This window comes from Enterococcus sp. DIV0167 (assembly GCF_050541555.1).
GTDB classification, from domain to species: Bacteria; Bacillota; Bacilli; order Lactobacillales; family Enterococcaceae; genus Enterococcus; species Enterococcus faecalis.
The window spans coordinates 2,472,655-2,489,005 of record NZ_CP172933.1 but is presented as its reverse complement, the minus strand read 5'-3'; the positions used below and the strand labels follow the sequence as shown (position 1 = coordinate 2,489,005).

19 protein-coding genes are annotated in these 16,351 nt (G+C 38.0%); 14 read left to right on the top strand and 5 right to left on the bottom strand.

All coding sequences use genetic code 11. The features are described 5' to 3' along the window. Positions 1-16: 16 nt before the first annotated feature. From lepB to rpsD, 3 genes are all read right to left on the bottom strand, one after another. The gene (gene lepB, locus IGM09_RS11945; RefSeq protein ID WP_010707024.1) at positions 17-553 is read right to left on the bottom strand and encodes a signal peptidase I; all 537 of its coding nucleotides are present in this window, start codon (positions 551-553) and stop codon (positions 17-19) included. A gap of 61 nt (positions 554-614) precedes the next feature. Beyond that, entirely contained in the window at positions 615-1,163 is a 549-nt protein-coding gene (locus IGM09_RS11940) for a biotin transporter BioY (RefSeq protein WP_002354975.1), read from the bottom strand. A gap of 158 nt (positions 1,164-1,321) precedes the next feature. Beyond that, positions 1,322-1,933 carry a 30S ribosomal protein S4 gene (gene rpsD / locus IGM09_RS11935; protein ID WP_002365342.1) on the bottom strand — a complete coding sequence of 204 codons (612 nt, stop codon included), beginning with the start codon at positions 1,931-1,933 and terminating at the stop codon, positions 1,322-1,324. A 323-nt stretch (positions 1,934-2,256) separates the two neighbouring features. Here rpsD and IGM09_RS11930 point away from each other — a divergent pair, with 323 nt between their 5' ends. From IGM09_RS11930 to IGM09_RS11920, 3 genes are all read left to right on the top strand, one after another. Then, positions 2,257-3,060, top strand: a complete 804-nt coding sequence (locus IGM09_RS11930; protein ID WP_002375588.1) for a formate/nitrite transporter family protein — start codon at positions 2,257-2,259, stop codon at positions 3,058-3,060. 71 nt (positions 3,061-3,131) lie between these two features. Beyond that, on the top strand, positions 3,132-3,785 hold the full coding sequence (locus IGM09_RS11925) for a DNA alkylation repair protein (RefSeq protein ID WP_010715463.1): 654 nt from the start codon (positions 3,132-3,134) through the stop codon (positions 3,783-3,785). 9 nt (positions 3,786-3,794) lie between these two features. Next, positions 3,795-4,571 carry an HAD family hydrolase gene (locus IGM09_RS11920; RefSeq protein WP_002361040.1) on the top strand — a complete coding sequence of 259 codons (777 nt, stop codon included), beginning with the start codon at positions 3,795-3,797 and terminating at the stop codon, positions 4,569-4,571. Positions 4,572-4,741: 170 nt separating this feature from the next. Here the strand turns inward: IGM09_RS11920 and def are convergent, their stop codons facing one another. Further along, entirely contained in the window at positions 4,742-5,305 is a 564-nt protein-coding gene (gene def, locus IGM09_RS11915) for a peptide deformylase (RefSeq protein WP_002354981.1), read from the bottom strand. Between the two features lie 279 nt (positions 5,306-5,584). Here def and rpsO point away from each other — a divergent pair, with 279 nt between their 5' ends. From rpsO to IGM09_RS11875, 8 genes are all read left to right on the top strand, one after another. Then, positions 5,585-5,854, top strand: coding sequence for a 30S ribosomal protein S15 (rpsO, locus tag IGM09_RS11910; protein WP_002354983.1), 270 nt, complete (start codon positions 5,585-5,587; stop codon positions 5,852-5,854). Positions 5,855-6,040: 186 nt separating this feature from the next. Continuing rightward, entirely contained in the window at positions 6,041-8,155 is a 2,115-nt protein-coding gene (gene pnp, locus IGM09_RS11905; protein WP_002367402.1) for a polyribonucleotide nucleotidyltransferase, read from the top strand. A 181-nt stretch (positions 8,156-8,336) separates the two neighbouring features. Continuing rightward, the gene (gene mreC / locus IGM09_RS11900; protein ID WP_002383273.1) at positions 8,337-9,197 is read left to right on the top strand and encodes a rod shape-determining protein MreC; all 861 of its coding nucleotides are present in this window, start codon (positions 8,337-8,339) and stop codon (positions 9,195-9,197) included. Next, positions 9,194-9,703, top strand: coding sequence for a rod shape-determining protein MreD (gene mreD, locus IGM09_RS11895; RefSeq protein WP_002359075.1), 510 nt, complete (start codon positions 9,194-9,196; stop codon positions 9,701-9,703). Before mreC ends, mreD begins: the two co-directional genes overlap by 4 nt. A gap of 331 nt (positions 9,704-10,034) precedes the next feature. Then, positions 10,035-11,453, top strand: coding sequence for a CHAP domain-containing protein (locus IGM09_RS11890; RefSeq protein ID WP_002386276.1), 1,419 nt, complete (start codon positions 10,035-10,037; stop codon positions 11,451-11,453). 177 nt (positions 11,454-11,630) lie between these two features. Then, on the top strand, positions 11,631-12,200 hold the full coding sequence (locus IGM09_RS11885; protein ID WP_002354991.1) for a TetR/AcrR family transcriptional regulator: 570 nt from the start codon (positions 11,631-11,633) through the stop codon (positions 12,198-12,200). A gap of 40 nt (positions 12,201-12,240) precedes the next feature. After that, on the top strand, positions 12,241-12,711 hold the full coding sequence (locus tag IGM09_RS11880) for a low molecular weight protein-tyrosine-phosphatase (RefSeq protein WP_002378799.1): 471 nt from the start codon (positions 12,241-12,243) through the stop codon (positions 12,709-12,711). Between the two features lie 88 nt (positions 12,712-12,799). After that, on the top strand, positions 12,800-13,030 hold the full coding sequence (locus IGM09_RS11875; protein WP_002383277.1) for a hypothetical protein: 231 nt from the start codon (positions 12,800-12,802) through the stop codon (positions 13,028-13,030). 47 nt (positions 13,031-13,077) lie between these two features. Here the strand turns inward: IGM09_RS11875 and IGM09_RS11870 are convergent, their stop codons facing one another. Next, positions 13,078-13,812: a class A sortase gene (locus IGM09_RS11870; RefSeq protein WP_010713734.1), complete on the bottom strand. Its 735-nt coding sequence runs from the start codon at positions 13,810-13,812 to the stop codon at positions 13,078-13,080. Between the two features lie 233 nt (positions 13,813-14,045). Between IGM09_RS11870 and IGM09_RS11865 the strand changes: the two genes are divergently transcribed. The 3 genes from IGM09_RS11865 (at position 14,046) to thiT (ending at position 16,299) form a co-directional block, all read left to right on the top strand. Next, positions 14,046-14,831, top strand: coding sequence for a hypothetical protein (locus IGM09_RS11865; protein WP_002354996.1), 786 nt, complete (start codon positions 14,046-14,048; stop codon positions 14,829-14,831). Positions 14,832-14,907: 76 nt separating this feature from the next. Further along, positions 14,908-15,561: a PepSY domain-containing protein gene (locus tag IGM09_RS11860; protein WP_033625185.1), complete on the top strand. Its 654-nt coding sequence runs from the start codon at positions 14,908-14,910 to the stop codon at positions 15,559-15,561. Positions 15,562-15,723: 162 nt separating this feature from the next. Beyond that, on the top strand, positions 15,724-16,299 hold the full coding sequence (gene thiT / locus IGM09_RS11855) for an energy-coupled thiamine transporter ThiT (protein ID WP_002354998.1): 576 nt from the start codon (positions 15,724-15,726) through the stop codon (positions 16,297-16,299). The last annotated feature ends 52 nt before the right edge of the window (positions 16,300-16,351 follow it).

The following is a 16,351-nucleotide window of genomic DNA, read 5'->3' as shown; positions in this document are numbered from 1 at the left end:
GGGCGGTTTATTATTTTTATGGAAAGCCAATTTTATCTAACGGATAATAACGAAAAGTCAAAACACCTTCCACGCTCGCTTGTTTAACAAAGCCAAAGTAACGACTGTCATCTGAGCGTGGGCGATTATCCCCCAAGACAAAATACATGCCTTCTGGAACGGTCAGGGATTGGGTTGCTTCTAAGGTCTCTAGCGTAAAATCTTGGGTATAATTTTCATTTTTAGAGACATTTCGTTTAGCACTTGCTAAGTAATCTTCACTAAGTGATACACCGTTAATATAAAGGGTATCATCGCGATACTCGACTGTTTCGCCAGGTAAACCAATTAAACGTTTGGCTACTCGTTGGCCGTTGCGAGGACTGGGAAAAGCGATAATATCAAAGCGCTGTGGCTTTTTAATCGAGGTCACCCATAAACGGTCGTTGTTATGAAGTGTTGGTTCCATTGAAGAGCCGTTCACCGCAGCAGGGGAGAAAACATAGTGTCGAATTAGCAAGACAGCGCCGACTAACAAAACCAACTGAACCAATCGTTTTAATAATGAGGACATGGACTTCACTCCTTTGTCCTTTTAGTGTACTACAGACAAGGAAAAGAAAAAAGTTTTCCCCTTAAGAAAGGTGTGCTAAAAAACGTTTCATAAAGCGTTGGCGAATTAAAATACCAACATAAGCAGCTGCGACAGCCTTGATGATACCAGGAATAATAAACGGAGCAAACCCGCCCGCGAAAGCATTTGGCCACGGTAGATTTGCGGAATATTTCAACCAAATCATACCGAAAACTAAGGTAACTAAGGCGCCGGCAATATTTGCGATAATGGCCCAAGTATAGTTAAAGGTTGTTTTTTCTAAAATATAACCAGTTAATAAGCCGTTAAAGATAAAGCCGATTAAATAGCCGCCAGTTGGTCCAAAGAGTACACCGAACCCGCTAGACATCCCAGCGTAAACGGGTAAACCAATTAATCCTAATAAGAAGTAAATTAAAATAGCGTAGGTCCCCGTTCGCTTGCCCAAAACGGTAGCGGTTAAGCCGATGGCAAATGTTTGTCCAGTTAAGGGGACAATCCCCAATGGAATTGTAAATTGTGAAAGTACAGCAATAATCACAGCGAATTCTGCTGCTAAAATTAAAGAGCGTAACGATGCTTTATTCATAAGAAGCCTCACTTTCTATTGTTAACCAATTATTTTTATTTGGTTAACAATAGTTTAGCGGAAGTAAACAATTTTGTAAAGAGGGCAAAGAAAAAACCTTGCCAAGAAAGGCAAGGTTTTGAAAGAAGGTAAGAACCGCAGTTCGACCTTTTGAAATCTTAAAGTTTTTGGTTGTAGTATTCAACGACAAGTGCTTCGTCGATTTCTGGGTAAAGTTCATCACGTTCTGGTAAACGAGTGAAGCTACCTTCTAATTTTTCAGTGTCAAAGCTTACGAATGCTGGACGTCCAACAGTTGCTTCAACCGCTTCTTTAATTGTTGAGATGTTTTGAGATTTTTCACGAACACCGATCACTTGACCAACTTCAACGTGGTATGATGGAATATCAACACGTTTGCCGTCTACAGTGATGTGGCCATGGTTAACTAATTGACGTGCTTGACGACGAGTAGTTGCAAGACCTAAACGGTAAACAACGTTATCTAAGCGTTGTTCTAGTAAAACCATGAAGTTAACACCGTGTTTACCTTCTTTGATTTTGCTTGCTTTAATGAACAACGTACGGAATTGACGTTCGTTCATGCCATACATATGACGTAATTTTTGTTTTTCAGTTAATTGCATTCCGTATTCAGAAACTTTACCACGGCTGTTAGGTCCGTGTTGTCCTGGTTTGTAAGGGCGACGAGCTAGTTCTTTACCAGTACCTGATAAAGAGATACCTAGACGACGAGATACTTTCCATGATGGTCCAGTATAACGAGACATTAAAAATTCCTCCAATAAATAAATGTTTTTTTGGAGTAAAATAATTAGATGAAAAATTCATATTCGTTCAGTTCATTCTTCAACCTTCGCCTTTGCAGCCGCGGTTACGCAGTTGAACCAAGTTTGGCAATGAACTGTTGACGAGTTATTATTCTTCTGCTGCAATTATTTTACACAAAATCTAGTATACTTAATAGGATAGGAAACGTCAAGGTTTTAAAGTGAAATATGAAAAAAAGGTAGACAAAAACACTTTTCCTCATTAGAATAAGGAGAGATGTTTTGAAAATATAAGTTGAAAACGGAATGAAAGGGAGTTTACAATGAAGTCTGGTTCACCATTGTTTGAACAAATTGATAAATCCATCGACAAGAAAGTGAATTTATTCTCAAACAGCTTTTCCCGCTACGCTGTTCGTGCAATGCTTGCTTGTCTATTTTTAACGTTGGGAACAGCCGTTGCTTTTGCAATCGCAATTAAAGGAGAAGGAATTTCTCATGGTTTAGGGAAAATGCTTTACGCCTTCATGTTCAGTTGGTCACTTGTGATGATTTTATATATGAATGCCGAACTTGGTACCTCGAATATGTTGTACATGACTGTTGGCGTCTATCGTAAAAAAGTCAACTTTTCCTTAGCTGCAAAAATTTTATTTACCTGTATCTTATTCAATTTAATTGGTGGTGTCTTATTTGGTTTCTTGGTATCACTTACGGTGCCGTTCCAAGATTTACCAAAAGATAGTTTCTTCTTTACGTCGATTGCTGGAAAATTAGAAAAAACCACCCTGCAAATTTTAGTTGAAGCTATGTTCGCCAATATTGTGGTTAATACAGCCGTATTAGTGAGTATGCGAATGAAAGATGACGCCGGCAAAGTCGCGGCCATTATTTTCATTATCTTTATCTTTGCTTTCCTTGGTTTTGAACACGTGATTGCCAACTTCCCAGCCTTCAGTTTAGCTTACTTTGCTTCAAACGGCGCAATTGAAGCTTTCACAGCTGGTAATGTTATTCATAATCTTTTCTGGGCCTTTATCGGTAACTTTATCGGTGGTGGCTTAATTATGGGTCTCGGCTATGCTTGGTTAGATAAAGACAACAAAAACTTAACGTATTTTGATTAATTGACCAACCAACTATACTAAAACATGGTACACTGTTTTAGTATAGTTTTTTTATTATGAGGAGCGAAGGAATGGACACACTTCAATTTCAGAAGAACCCAGAAACAGCAGCAAAAATGTCTGCTTATATGAAACACCAATTTGTTTTTGCAGGCATCCCCGCCCCAGAACGTCAAGCGTTAAGTAAACAACTTTTAAAAGAAAGTCATACGTGGCCAAAGGAAAAATTATGCCAAGAGATTGAGGCTTACTATCAAAAAACAGAACGAGAATATCAGTATGTCGCTATTGATTTAGCCCTTCAAAATGTTCGGAGATTTTCATTAGAAGAGGTCGTAGCGTTTAAAGCCTATGTTCCACAAAAAGCGTGGTGGGATAGTGTGGATGCTTGGCGAAAATTTTTTGGGTCGTGGGTGGCGTTGCATCTGACTGAATTGCCAACGATTTTTGCCCTTTTTTATGGCGCTGAAAATTTCTGGAATCGGCGTGTTGCGCTGAATTTACAGTTGATGTTGAAAGAAAAGACCAATCAGGACCTGTTGAAAAAGGCGATTATTTATGATAGAACTACAGAGGAGTTCTTCATTCAAAAAGCGATTGGCTGGTCATTACGCCAATATAGTAAAACGAATCCGCAATGGGTCGAGGAATTGATGAATGAATTAGTGTTGAGTCCTTTAGCACAACGAGAAGGCAGTAAATATTTAGCGAAAGCGAGCGAATAAGGAGAAATGATGGAAAGAAAACTTTTTGCATTTGATATTGATGGGACGTTGTTAAATTCGGAGAAGAAAGCATTGGATAGCACGAGAGAAGCGCTAGCAAAATTGCGGGAGCAAGGACACTTAGTTACGCTGGCAACTGGCAGAAGTCGTTATATGGCGCAAGAGGTGATTTGGGATTTAGATTTTACCAATTACGTATTATGTAATGGCGCCGCGGCTTTTGTGGATCATGAGCAATATTATCAAAATTTATTGCACGCTGAAGCGTTGGAACGTTTGGCACAAGATAGTGATCAACGCGGCTTAGGGTTTGCTTGTGTGGGCTTAGATGATATTAAGAAGAGCAACCAGCACCGTGCTGAAAAAATGGAAATTGCGATGAACTCTTTTCATTTTCATTCACCTGCTTATGATGAACACTTTTACCGTCAAAATGATATTTATCAAGCGCTGGCATTTTATGACGCAGAAGATCAGTGTACGTTTGAAGAAGAATACCCAGAATTTCGCTTTATTCGCTGGCATCAACATAGCGTAGATGTTGTGCCTAAAGATGGCTCAAAATCAGCTACGTTAACGTATTTAGCCAAACGTGTGGGCATTGATGCAAAAAATATCATTGCCTTTGGGGACGGCGAAAATGACCGAGAAATGTTAAGTCATGCAGGAATTGGCGTCGCAATGGGCAACGCGAGTCCTTCCATTCAAAAAGTGGCCACGATGGTCACAGATACCAATGATAATGATGGGATTTGGAAAGCCTTAAAAGAAATGAAGGCCATTTGAGGTCGGGACAGAAGTGTTTAACTCCGAGAAATAAGAAGGAATTTCCGAAAATTGTTCTTTAATTTTTGGAGAATTTCGGCTTATTTCCGAAGGAGTTGCTTCTGTTCCCGCCGTTTATTAGTTTTTGAGCGTGGAGCAAAAATCCAAAGTGATTTTTGTCCCACGCTCCTTTATTCGATGACTAAAACGCCCTCTTTTAAAGCAAATGGATTTTCTTTGTTAATATGATCGTAGAACATGATGCCATTAATATGATCAATTTCATGTTGAACCACAATCGCTTCGTAGTTTTTTAAACGAACTTTGTGTTTTTCGCCAGCCATGTCAAAATAACTGACGGTAATTTTGTTATGGCGAACGACATATCCAGGTACATCCCGATCGACAGATAAACAGCCTTCCCCTTCACCTAGACATACATCTTGCACAGAATGGCTCAAAATTTTAGGGTTGTACATCACCGTACTTAATGAAGGCGTTTCGTTTTCTGGGTCGTTACTAGGAACATGGACAGCAATAATTCGTTTAGAAATATCTAATTGTGGTGCAGCTAAACCAACGCCACCACGTAATTGTAATTCTTCAGCTTTGACTGGATCTTGACTATTTTTTAAGAAAGTCAACATGTCTTCACCTAATTGTCGGTCTTCCTCAGTGATAGGGACAGGCACTTCTTCTGCCACAGCACGAAGTGTGGGATTCCCTTCACGAATAATATCTTTCATTGTAATCATTCAATGGTTCCTCCTTTGAAACATAAAAAAATTCTTCTTTTATTTATTCATGCGCTGAAATAATCAGTTGTTTACCACCATTTAGTGTATCACAAAATCACCAAAAAAGGGGCTAGATTGTTTAAAAAAACTATCGAATAATAGAGATTAAGCTTGCATTTTAGCGGTGTTTCCTGTAAAGTAAGCTTGTGTGGAAACACACCATCTATCACTTGGTTTAGCGAGTCACCAACGCTTCACTCAGTGATCAGACGAATAATAGAGAAAGAGGTGGAACAAATGGCAATTTCACAAGAAAGAAAAAACGAAATCATTAAAGAATACGCACGTCATGAAGGAGATACTGGTTCTCCAGAAGTACAAATTGCTGTCTTAACTGAAGACATTAACCAATTGAACGAACATGCGCGTACACACAAAAAAGATCACCATTCTTACCGTGGTTTAATGAAAAAAATCGGTCACCGTCGTAACTTGTTAGCTTACTTACGTAAAACTGACATCCAACGTTACCGCGAATTGATCCAACGTTTAGGATTACGTCGTTAATCATTACGTATAAAGCGAGGTTCAATCAGAATCTCGCTTTTTATCTTATTGTCACTATTGAAGGTCCTCTTTGGAAAGTTTTTAGGAACTACTAACCAAATGAAAGAGCAGCAACGACTTGTTACTTTTTCATTTGTTTAGTAGCCGTCTGACTTTTCCAAAGAGCAAGAGTAAAGGAGAAGAATTATGACAGAAAAACAAGTCTTTAAAACAACTTGGGGCGGCCGCCCACTAGAAGTAGAAATCGGCCAATTAGCCAAACAAGCCAATGGAGCTGTCTTAGTACGTTACGGCGATACGGTCGTTTTAAGTGCTGCTGTTGCCTCTAAAGAAGCAAAAGATGTAGACTTTTTCCCATTAACTGTAAACTATGAAGAAAAAATGTATGCGGTAGGAAAAATTCCTGGCGGCTTCATTAAACGTGAAGGTCGTCCAAGTGAACGTGCGACATTAACCGCTCGTTTAATCGACCGTCCTATTCGTCCAATGTTCTCAGAAGGCTTCCGTAACGAAGTCCAAATTACGAACATCGTTATGAGTGTTGATCAAGATTGTACACCAGAAATGGCTGCAATGTTTGGGTCTTCCTTAGCGTTAGCAATTTCAGATATTCCGTTTGACGGACCAATTGCTGGCGTTGACGTTGGTCGTATTAATGGCGAATATGTCTTAAACCCAACGGTAGAACAAGCAGAACAAACAGATATTGAATTAACTGTTGCTGGAACAAAAGAAGCCATCAACATGGTTGAAAGTGGTGCCAAAGAAGTATCAGAAGAAGATATGTTAGGTGCCTTACTTTTCGGTTTTGATGCCATCAAAGAACTAGTGGCGTTCCAAGAAGAAATCGTTGCCGCTGTAGGTAAACCAAAAATGGACGTGGACTTATTACAAGTGGACGCTGATCTTAAAAAAGAAATTTTTGATGCGTACTACAATACAATGAAAACAGCCGTAATGACGGAAGAAAAATTAGCACGTGAAGTTGAAATTGACAAAGTAAAAGATACAGTCAAAGAAGTTTACGCTGAAAAATTTGCGGAACACGAAGAAGAAGCACAATTACTAAAAGAAGTGAAACAAATTGCGGAAGATCTTGAAAAAGATGTTGTACGTGAGTTAATCACGATCGATAAGATTCGCCCGGATGGCCGTAAATTAGACGAAATTCGTCATTTATCATCAGAAGTAAGTATTTTACCACGTGTGCATGGTTCTGGCTTATTTACTCGGGGTCAAACACAAGCTTTATCCGTTTGTACATTAGCGCCTTTAGGGGAACATCAAATTATCGATGGGTTGGGTGTCCAAGATAGCAAACGTTTCATCCATCATTATAACTTCCCACAATTCTCTGTTGGTTCAACAGGACGCGCGGGCTCACCAGGTCGTCGTGAAATCGGTCACGGTGCGTTAGGTGAACGTGCCTTAGCACAAATTATTCCATCAGAAGAAGACTTCCCTTACACAATCCGCTTAGTAGCAGAAGTGTTAGAATCAAATGGTTCTTCTTCACAAGCAAGTATTTGCGCGGGAACATTAGCATTAATGGATGCGGGTGTGCCAATTAAAGCGCCAGTTGCAGGTATTGCAATGGGTCTTGTTAGTGATGGTGAAAACTATACAATCTTAACAGATATTCAAGGTTTAGAAGACCACCTTGGCGATATGGACTTTAAAGTAGCGGGAACGAAAGACGGAATCACTGCTTTACAAATGGACATCAAAATCCAAGGAATTACAGAACAAATTTTAACGGAAGCATTAGACCAAGCGAAGAAAGCACGGATGGAAATTCTAGAAGAATTAACAACAACGATTGCTGCCCCTCGTGAAGAATTAAGTCAATATGCACCGAAAATTGAAATGATTCAAATTAAACCAGCGAAAATTAAAGATGTCATTGGTAAAGGTGGCGAAACAATCAACAGCATCATTGATGAAACTGGTGTTAAGATTGATATCGATCAAGACGGTAACGTAAGTATTGCTTCATCAGATGCTGAAATGATTAAAAAAGCCATCAAGATTATTGAAGAATTAACCAAAGAAGTCGAAGTCGGTCAAGTTTACTTAGCAAAAGTTGTCCGCATTGAAAAATTTGGTGCGTTTGTTAACCTAATTAAAGGCAAAGATGGCTTGATCCATATTTCTCAATTAGCAAACGAACGTGTGAACAACGTTGAAGATGTCGTGAAATTAGGCGACGAAGTCCTTGTCAAAGTAACTGAAATTGACAAACAAGGCCGTGTCAACGTGTCAAGAAAAGCATTATTAAACGAAGAAAACAAAGAAAAATAATTTCTTTTTAAACCAACGAAAACCAAGGAAGCTTCCTTTCTTTTCGTTGGTTTTTTCGTTGAAAACAAGCCCTAAAAAAGAAATGATAAAAAAAGCTAAAGACGATCGCCAACTCTTTTGTTTATAGTCAATTAGTGGTAAAATTAATACTATCAGTCTGAAGAATATCTGGGGTGTCTTTGTGAAAAAATTTAATCCAAATAAAAATATAATCATTACCTTAATTTTAGTCATTATTTTAGTAACCATTATTAGTTTAACTGCTGCGCAACGTTCTGAAAAAGGCAAAACCAATGTCGTTCAAGGTGGTGTCAACAATAGCGTTAGTATGGTGGATCGTGTGATTTCTTTTCCAGCTCGTGTGGTGGAAAATGGCTTGTCTTCAATGGGCAATTTAATTAACACGTTTAAAGAAAACGAACGTCTAAAAGAAAAAATTGATAGCTATAATGAATTAGCTGTCCAAAACAATAACTATAAACGTGAAATTGATAGTTTAAAACAAGAATTGAATCTGAACGAAACGTTGGCCAACTATGAAAAAGTAACTGCGAATGTCATTACGCGTTCGCCGGATACTTGGCAAGACTTATTAATTATCGATAAAGGAACCAATGACGGCATTGAAGCGGGCATGGCGGTCATGGCGCAAAAAGGGTTAGTGGGGCGTGTTATTGAAGTCAATGCAACGACTGCAAAAGTGGAACTACTAACGTCTAAAAATGTTAACTCAAACCATTTCCCTGTGCGAGTAACTTCCGCAAATGGCGAATCGTTTGGTTTACTTAAAAATTACGACAATAAGACAAATGCATTAATTGTGTCACAATTAACTGGCGATGCTACTCTGAAAGAAGGCGATGTCGTTCAGACTTCTGGCTTAGGTGGTAATTCCCCAGCCGATTTAGCGGTAGGGACAGTTATTAAAGTGAAACCAGATAGTTTTGGTTTAGATCGTGAAGTGTATGTGAAACCTTATGCGGATGTCTATGGTATCTCCGTTGTGACGGTCGTGAAAAGATCGGCAGGGGAAAGCGAATGATTCGGAAAGAGTATTTAAAATACGTCACACCTATTCTCTTGTTTTTCTTAATGTTAATTGATGCTCATTTAACAAAGTCTTTTGAAACGTGGACAAGTAATGTTTACTTCGCCAGTTCTCATCTGCTATTACTTGCGTTTATGTTTGCCGTTCCTAATTTCTCTAAACGTTATTTATTAATTACTTCGTTAATTTTAGGCTTTATTTGCGATAGCTACTACATTGGCATTATCGGGATTTATACAGTTGCACTGACGATTTCGGTTATGTTGATGTATACATTTAAAGAAGTAATTCAAACAAATTTACTAACTGGTTTTTTTGGGATCGTTATTTTTACCACGTTGTATGAACTGATTGCGGTACTGATTCAAGTGGCCTTTCATTTAGCGGATGTCAGCCCGATTTTATTTATTACGCGTGTGTTGGGCCCTACATTGCTATTGAACATGGTGTGGTATGTTATTTTATCTTATCCGCTGAAAAAACTGTTTTCCGTAAAATAAAAATTGAAAATTTTGTTCGTTTGCGAGAAGCGCTAATTTGTTAGCATTTCTCGCTTTTTTTATTTTTTTAAAATAACAAAACAATGAGAAGCTTACCCTGGAGCCATGAAGAAAGTTGTGAAAAAAGTGAAGCTTTTTTTTGTCATTTACAAGAAGAAAATTGAAATATTACTGTAACATCCATATTATCTCAGTGACATACAGCTATGCTACAATTGCTCTATCGTTGAAAAAGAGAAATTTATTCAAATTTTAATAAATAATAAAAAAGCTTAACAAAAAAGGATTTTCGGAGGACAACAGATTGAAGAAAAGTGTATTATCGGCTCTAATGGTATGTTCCATTACCTTAACAAGCGTAGCGTTGCCATCCGCAGCATTTGCAGATGAATACGATACAAAGATTCAACAACAAGATCAAAAAATTAATGCGTTAACTAGCCAAATGTCAGATGCAGAAGCAAAAGTTGCTGCGATTGAAAATGATATGGTTGAAACGGCCAAACAAATCGATACATTAACAGCTAAAAAGAACAAGCTATCATCAGAAGTATCTAAATTATATAGTGAAATTTCTGATTTGAATGTCCGTATTCAAAAACGTGAAGTACAAATGACAAAACAAGCACGCGATGTCCAAGTGAATGGTCAAAGTGATTCAATTATTGATGCTGTCTTAGATGCAGATTCAGTAGCAGATGCAATTGGTCGCGTTCAAGCGGTCTCAACAATGATGAGCGCCAACAATGAATTACTAGAACAACAAAAAGAAGACAAAGCGACTGTTGAAAAGAAAACAAAGAATGTTGAAAAACAAATTGCTGAATTAGAAGCAGCAACAAAAGAATTAAATGATAAAACAGAATCATTAAAAACATTGAAGATTCAACAAGAAGTGGCTAAAAATGATTTAGAAGCACAACGTTCTGAAGAACAAGGGAAAAAAGATGGCTTCATTAAACAGAAAAAAGAAGCGGAAAAACGTTTAGCAGAAGAACAAGCACGCCAACGTGCAGCTGCTAAAAAAGCAGAAGAACAAGCGGCAGCGCAAGCACAAGCCGCAGCACAAAAAGCGGCAGCAGAGCAAGCGCAAGCAACAAAAGCAGCCAATGAGGCAGCAGCATCTGCTGCTGAAGAAAAAGCCGCAACACCAGTAGTAGAATCATCAACAACTACTGAAAGTACCACAACGCAAGAAACAACAACTTCAAGTACTGAAACAGAAAGTGTTGTAACAACACCTGCAGCAGCACCTGAAAAAGAAAAAGAAGTTCCTGTAACTAACCCAACGACTCCTGAAAAAGGTAATGAAGCAAAACCAGGGAATGGTGGCGTGACTTCAGGAAAACAAGCCGCAATTAATGCAGCTTTAGCAGATGTTGGTAATTCTTATGCAACAGGTTGGAATCAACCAGGCGAATGTTTAGTATCTGTTCGTCGCTGGTTAGCGGCAGGCGGTATTAACTTCGGTTATGGTGGTCCAAACAGTGGCTATGTTGCTTCTGGCGCAACACAAGTTAGCTGGAGTAACGTGCAACCAGGCGATGTTGTTCAATATGAAAGTGCCTATAGTCCAGATAGCTGGATTGGTGGCGTGCATACTGTCTTAGTTACAGGTGTAAGTGGTGGAAGTGTCCAAATCGTTGAAGCAAACAACCCAGGAGGTTCTGGTTATGTTTCTTCTAACTCTAACTGGTCACCAGCACCACCAGCAGGATTCCGCGCTGTTGTATGGCGTTTTCCAGGCTAAATAGTCATCTATTAATAATTGATAACAAGGAGTGGTAACTAACAAAAATCGTTAGTTGCCGCTTTTTTTATTCATTTAATTTTAAATATATGCATAAAATGTATCTGAAAATATTGTAATCTGGCCATTTTTTTGCAATTATAGAGGTATATACATATTAGGAGCGGAGGAATCAGCATGAGCGGAACGCACGATACAAAACAAGCAATCGCTTCAGCTTTAATAGAATTATGTGAACAAAAGGATTTTCGTAAAATAAGTGTCCAAGATATTACCAAAAAAGTGGGCTTGAATCGTCAAACATTTTATTATCACTTTACAGATAAATATGATTTATTACGTTGGATTTATCGTCACGATGCATTGATTTACTTGGAAACAGATATTTGTTTGGAAAACTGGGAGGAACAAGCCCTGAAGTTATTAAAAGCGATTAAAGAGAAGAGTCATTTTTACTATACAACGGTGACCTCAGATTCAGAAGTTCTTCTTAATGTTTTTTCCGCTTCGACCAATCGCTTATTTATATCATTATTTGAACAAGTCGATGTTGAGAACCATTTAACAGATAAAGACAAACAATTTTATGCGAATTTCTTTTCCTATGGATGTAGCGGCGTCTTAACGAAATGGATTCTTGAGGAATATCCTCAGACTCCTTTGGAAATGGCGACGCAATTATTCCGTTTAGCGAAAGATACAGAATTTATGGCTTATCATTTGTATGAACAAGAAGCCAATGAGTAATGTGTGAAGGATAAAAAGTTTTATGAAGGAGTGAAACGTTGTGGTAACTGTGTTATTTGTTTGTTTAGGCAATATTTGTCGTTCGCCAATGGCAGAAGCGATTTTTCGTCAGAAAGTCCAACAAGCTGGTTTAGAATCGACTATTCAAGTATTTTCAGCAGCTACTAGTCACTGGGAAGTTGGCAGTCAGCCACATAAGGGAACCAGAAAAATTTTGGAGCAACAAGGAATTTCCTATCAAGGAATGCGGGCGACACAAATTCAGCCAAGTGATTTTAAAAAATATGACTATATCATTGGGATGGATGCGAATAATGTGGCAGATTTAAAAGCATTAGCTCCTCAAGAAGAGCAACGGCGGATTCATTTATTTATGGAAGTTGTGGCTGGTAAAGAAACCATGGACGTACCTGATCCTTATTATACTGGAGATTTTGAGGAAACTTACCGCTTAGTGGAAGCAGGTACCTCAGAATGGTTGAAAAAAATAAAAGCACAGCTGAAAGATTAGGACTATAGTCCGATAGTACTTTCTGTTTCCCCTTGGTACAATAGTGTTAACAAATTGTTCAGGGAAAAAGAGACAGGAGGGAAGTAAGATGAACAGTAGTTATTTATCCTATGTTTTTGAATTGAGTTTGTATTATTTATTGTTGATAATGAGTCTGCCGCTAGTGTATGCTGTCACGTATCATTTATCTTTTAGTAGTATGTATACAAGTGAATGGTTAATGATCTCTGTTTTCTTATCTCCGTTAGTTTTATTATTTGCAGGTATTCGTTATGGTTTTGCTCGTTTGAAACAGCAAGAACGTCAAGCGATGAAATAAAGCAAAAAATCCTTGAAAAGTGTCAAAACTTTTCAAGGATTTTTTTATTAAGCCACCCAATCGGCTAAGGTTTTTTGCTCCAATTGGAAAGCCTTCAACATATCGTCGTTGGCGTCTTTAATAGGCGTCGTTGCTGATAATGTTCCTTGAACAGCAATTCGCGTCGTTGCTTGTAAATCGCCACAGGTAATTAAGGTAATCAAATTTTGACCAGGAACGTCATCAATTAACTCAACACGGGTTGGTTCGATTTTTTCTACAGAAGTTATTTTGTATGTATAAACAGTAGATAAATCAGTGATATAAATGAGTTCGTCTTTTTTGGTTCTTTCTAAAGGTGAAAATAAGGAAACACCATCTTCCGTTCGATGACTAGCCAAGGCATAATTGTTTTTCCCCATGACTTGATCTTCTTTCATGGTCCCGGCACCAGTTAATAAAGCGACATTTGACAATCCTTTAAAAATGGGCAAATTAATTTCGACACTTGGTATCGCAATGGCACCAATCACAGGTAAGTTTTTGTTTTCAAATTGGGCTTTCATCACCGCTTCTGTGCTCAAGGACTCAACTGAATCAAAGTCAAACGTTGTTTCACGAGCCATATTTTTCTTCACATCAGCTGGTTTCAACTTGCTAACGGCGTACGAGCGGCTATTTTGTTGAACCACCCAACTGCGTATCTGATTGTTAAAAATTAAGGCCAAGCCAATGATAAATAGTAAAACTAATAAGCTGTTGATTAACCAATTTTTTCCTCTTTTTTTCTCTTTTGGGCGCATATTCTCCCTCCTTTTAATGTATCAAGTTTACCACAATTTATTTGAAAAACCTATTTATTTTCTTTGGGGAATAGGTAAGCAGACCGGACCTTGATTTAATAAAAAACAACTGAATCGATTGATTTTTCAAAAAAATCCTCATTTTGTAATGGAATTTTAAAGTAAAAGAAACAAGCTTTTCTTTTGAAAATATTGTAAAATGGTAAGGAGGCTAGTAGAGGGGAGATGGGAATTTGCTTGATTTAATTTATGTACATATAGATGTAACCAGCAATGCGGTTTTATCTAAAGGAATTACCCATTCCGATTTTGTTCGTTCAATTGTGCATCATCCACAGAACTTACTATTATTAGATCCTTCTGCCGAAGCTGGCGAATACGATATGCATTCAGGTTTGAAAATTATTCGTGGAGAAGAAAGCGTCAATCGCTATTTTCAATCGCTACAACGTCGTTGGATGACTGAAGAAATTAAATGGATTGACTTTTCCGATGTGACGATGCTAAAAGAGCTAACGCCATTAGAAATTTCGGAACTTCTTTATTTTGGACACATGAAGAATAGTTTGCATTCGCCTTTCTTTTATAAGCTACAAAATGATTTTGTCTTTTTTGAATTTGCAGATCAGATGACGCGTGTCTATTATCGTTATATTGATGAATTTTATCGAATCTTTGCTGATAAAATTACACGTGTTGTTTTAGAAAAAGTGAATCAGAAAAAGGCCTTCTTTAAACGAAATACGCCTGTCGAAAAATTAAGTCCTGAATTACTTAAAAATATGAAAGGTATCTTGCAAGAAGGTGTTATTTTTTGCTTCCAACAAACGGAAGTGGATAAAGAAGAATATCGGATTCCTATTTACTTGGTGGAAGATTCACTTAGCAAGATGAAAAATACCTCTTACCAAAAAGAAGAAATTTTGGCAACGCTTGTCTATAATAGTGAAAAACGCATTTGGCACATTGAACAAGAGAATGATTTCGGTGAAATTTTTATGTTAGCCCATGAAGGCTGAGAGAGCTCTAACTTTATCAACTAAAGTAGGGCTCTTTTTGTAGCTATGATTTGAATGAGAAATCAAGTATAATAAAATGATAAAAAGGAAAGAAGGTTGTTTAATGAAAAAAATACTCTATGGCGCTCTGACTGGCTTGGCACTCTTTTTGGTAGCTGGCTGTACACCCAAAACGCCTACTGCTGTTTCATCAACAAATGAACAAAAAGAAACAGCAATATCAACTAGTGAAATAAGTTCATCCGTACAACAAGAAGCAACGACGACATCAGAGAAGACAAGCGCGGTAGCTGTCTCTTTAGAAAAAGTAACGACAGCATTTGAGAAAAAATATCCAGAAGCTAAAATAACAAGTCTGCAGTTAGATACAGATTTTGGACGTTATTTTTATGAAATAGAAGGCGTGGATCAGCAAAAAGAATATCAAGTTGAAGTGAACGCAGAGACAGGCGAATTCACAAAAGAAAAAGTCGAAACCTTGGATGCCGATGAACAAAATGGCGTTAAAATGCAAGAAGAGGCACTTGATTTAACAAAGATCATTTCCAGAGAACAAGCCACAACCTTGGCTGAAAAAGAAGCGAAAGTCGGCCAGGCAACAGATTGGAAGTTAGAGAAAGAATTAGGAATCACCTATTGGGAAGTGAAAGTGAAAGAAGGGCAACAAAAAATAGAGGTAAAAATCGATGCTCATTCTGGTAAAATTTTGACAACTGAGCGGGACGATTAATGGATAAAAAGTAGCTGGCATGCGTTTGAGTAGGAGCTGATTCCCTTAAACGTTGGTCCAGCTATTTTTTGCTTGTTCGACAAACGTGTTTTTCTAAAGTCCCTATGGTAAAATAACGATGTATTAGTGGTTGAGAGCGTCAGAACATAGGAGGAAATTTGTTTGGCTAGAAAAATGGATTTACGTATTTGGGTAGAAGGAACAGTCGTCGCAGCAATGGCAATGGCCCTCTCTTTTTTACCGATTGAATTTGCCAATAGTGGCTTGGACCTATCGTTGGGAATGGTCCCATTAGTTCTTTATTCGTTTCGTCGTGGGTTGCTTCCTGGAGTTGCAGCAGGCTTTGTTTGGGGCATGTTAAATATTATTCTCGGTACAGCCATGAAAAATTTCTTGTCCGTTCCACAGATTATTTTTGAATATCCCTTTGCTTTTGCGTTTGGAGGAATGGGTGGCGTATTCGCTAGAAAAATTCAACTGTATTTTCAAGCGAATCGTTTAAAATCAGCCATTCGTACGATTATTTTAGGAAGTGTTGTCGCAGTCTTCGCCCGCTGGTTTTGGCATTTTTGGGCGGGTGTATTGGTTTGGGGCATGTATGCACCAGAAGGAATGAGCCCATATCTCTATTCCTTTGTTCTAAACGGTACAAGTACCGTCGTCAATTGTTTATATGTAAGTCTAGTTCTAGGCTTATTGGCAAAAGTAGCACCGCAATTATTTGTTCCTAAGAAATAAGTTGAGTCCTAAGTCAGAAGTTTCATGGGATTTTGACTAAAGTCATAAATAA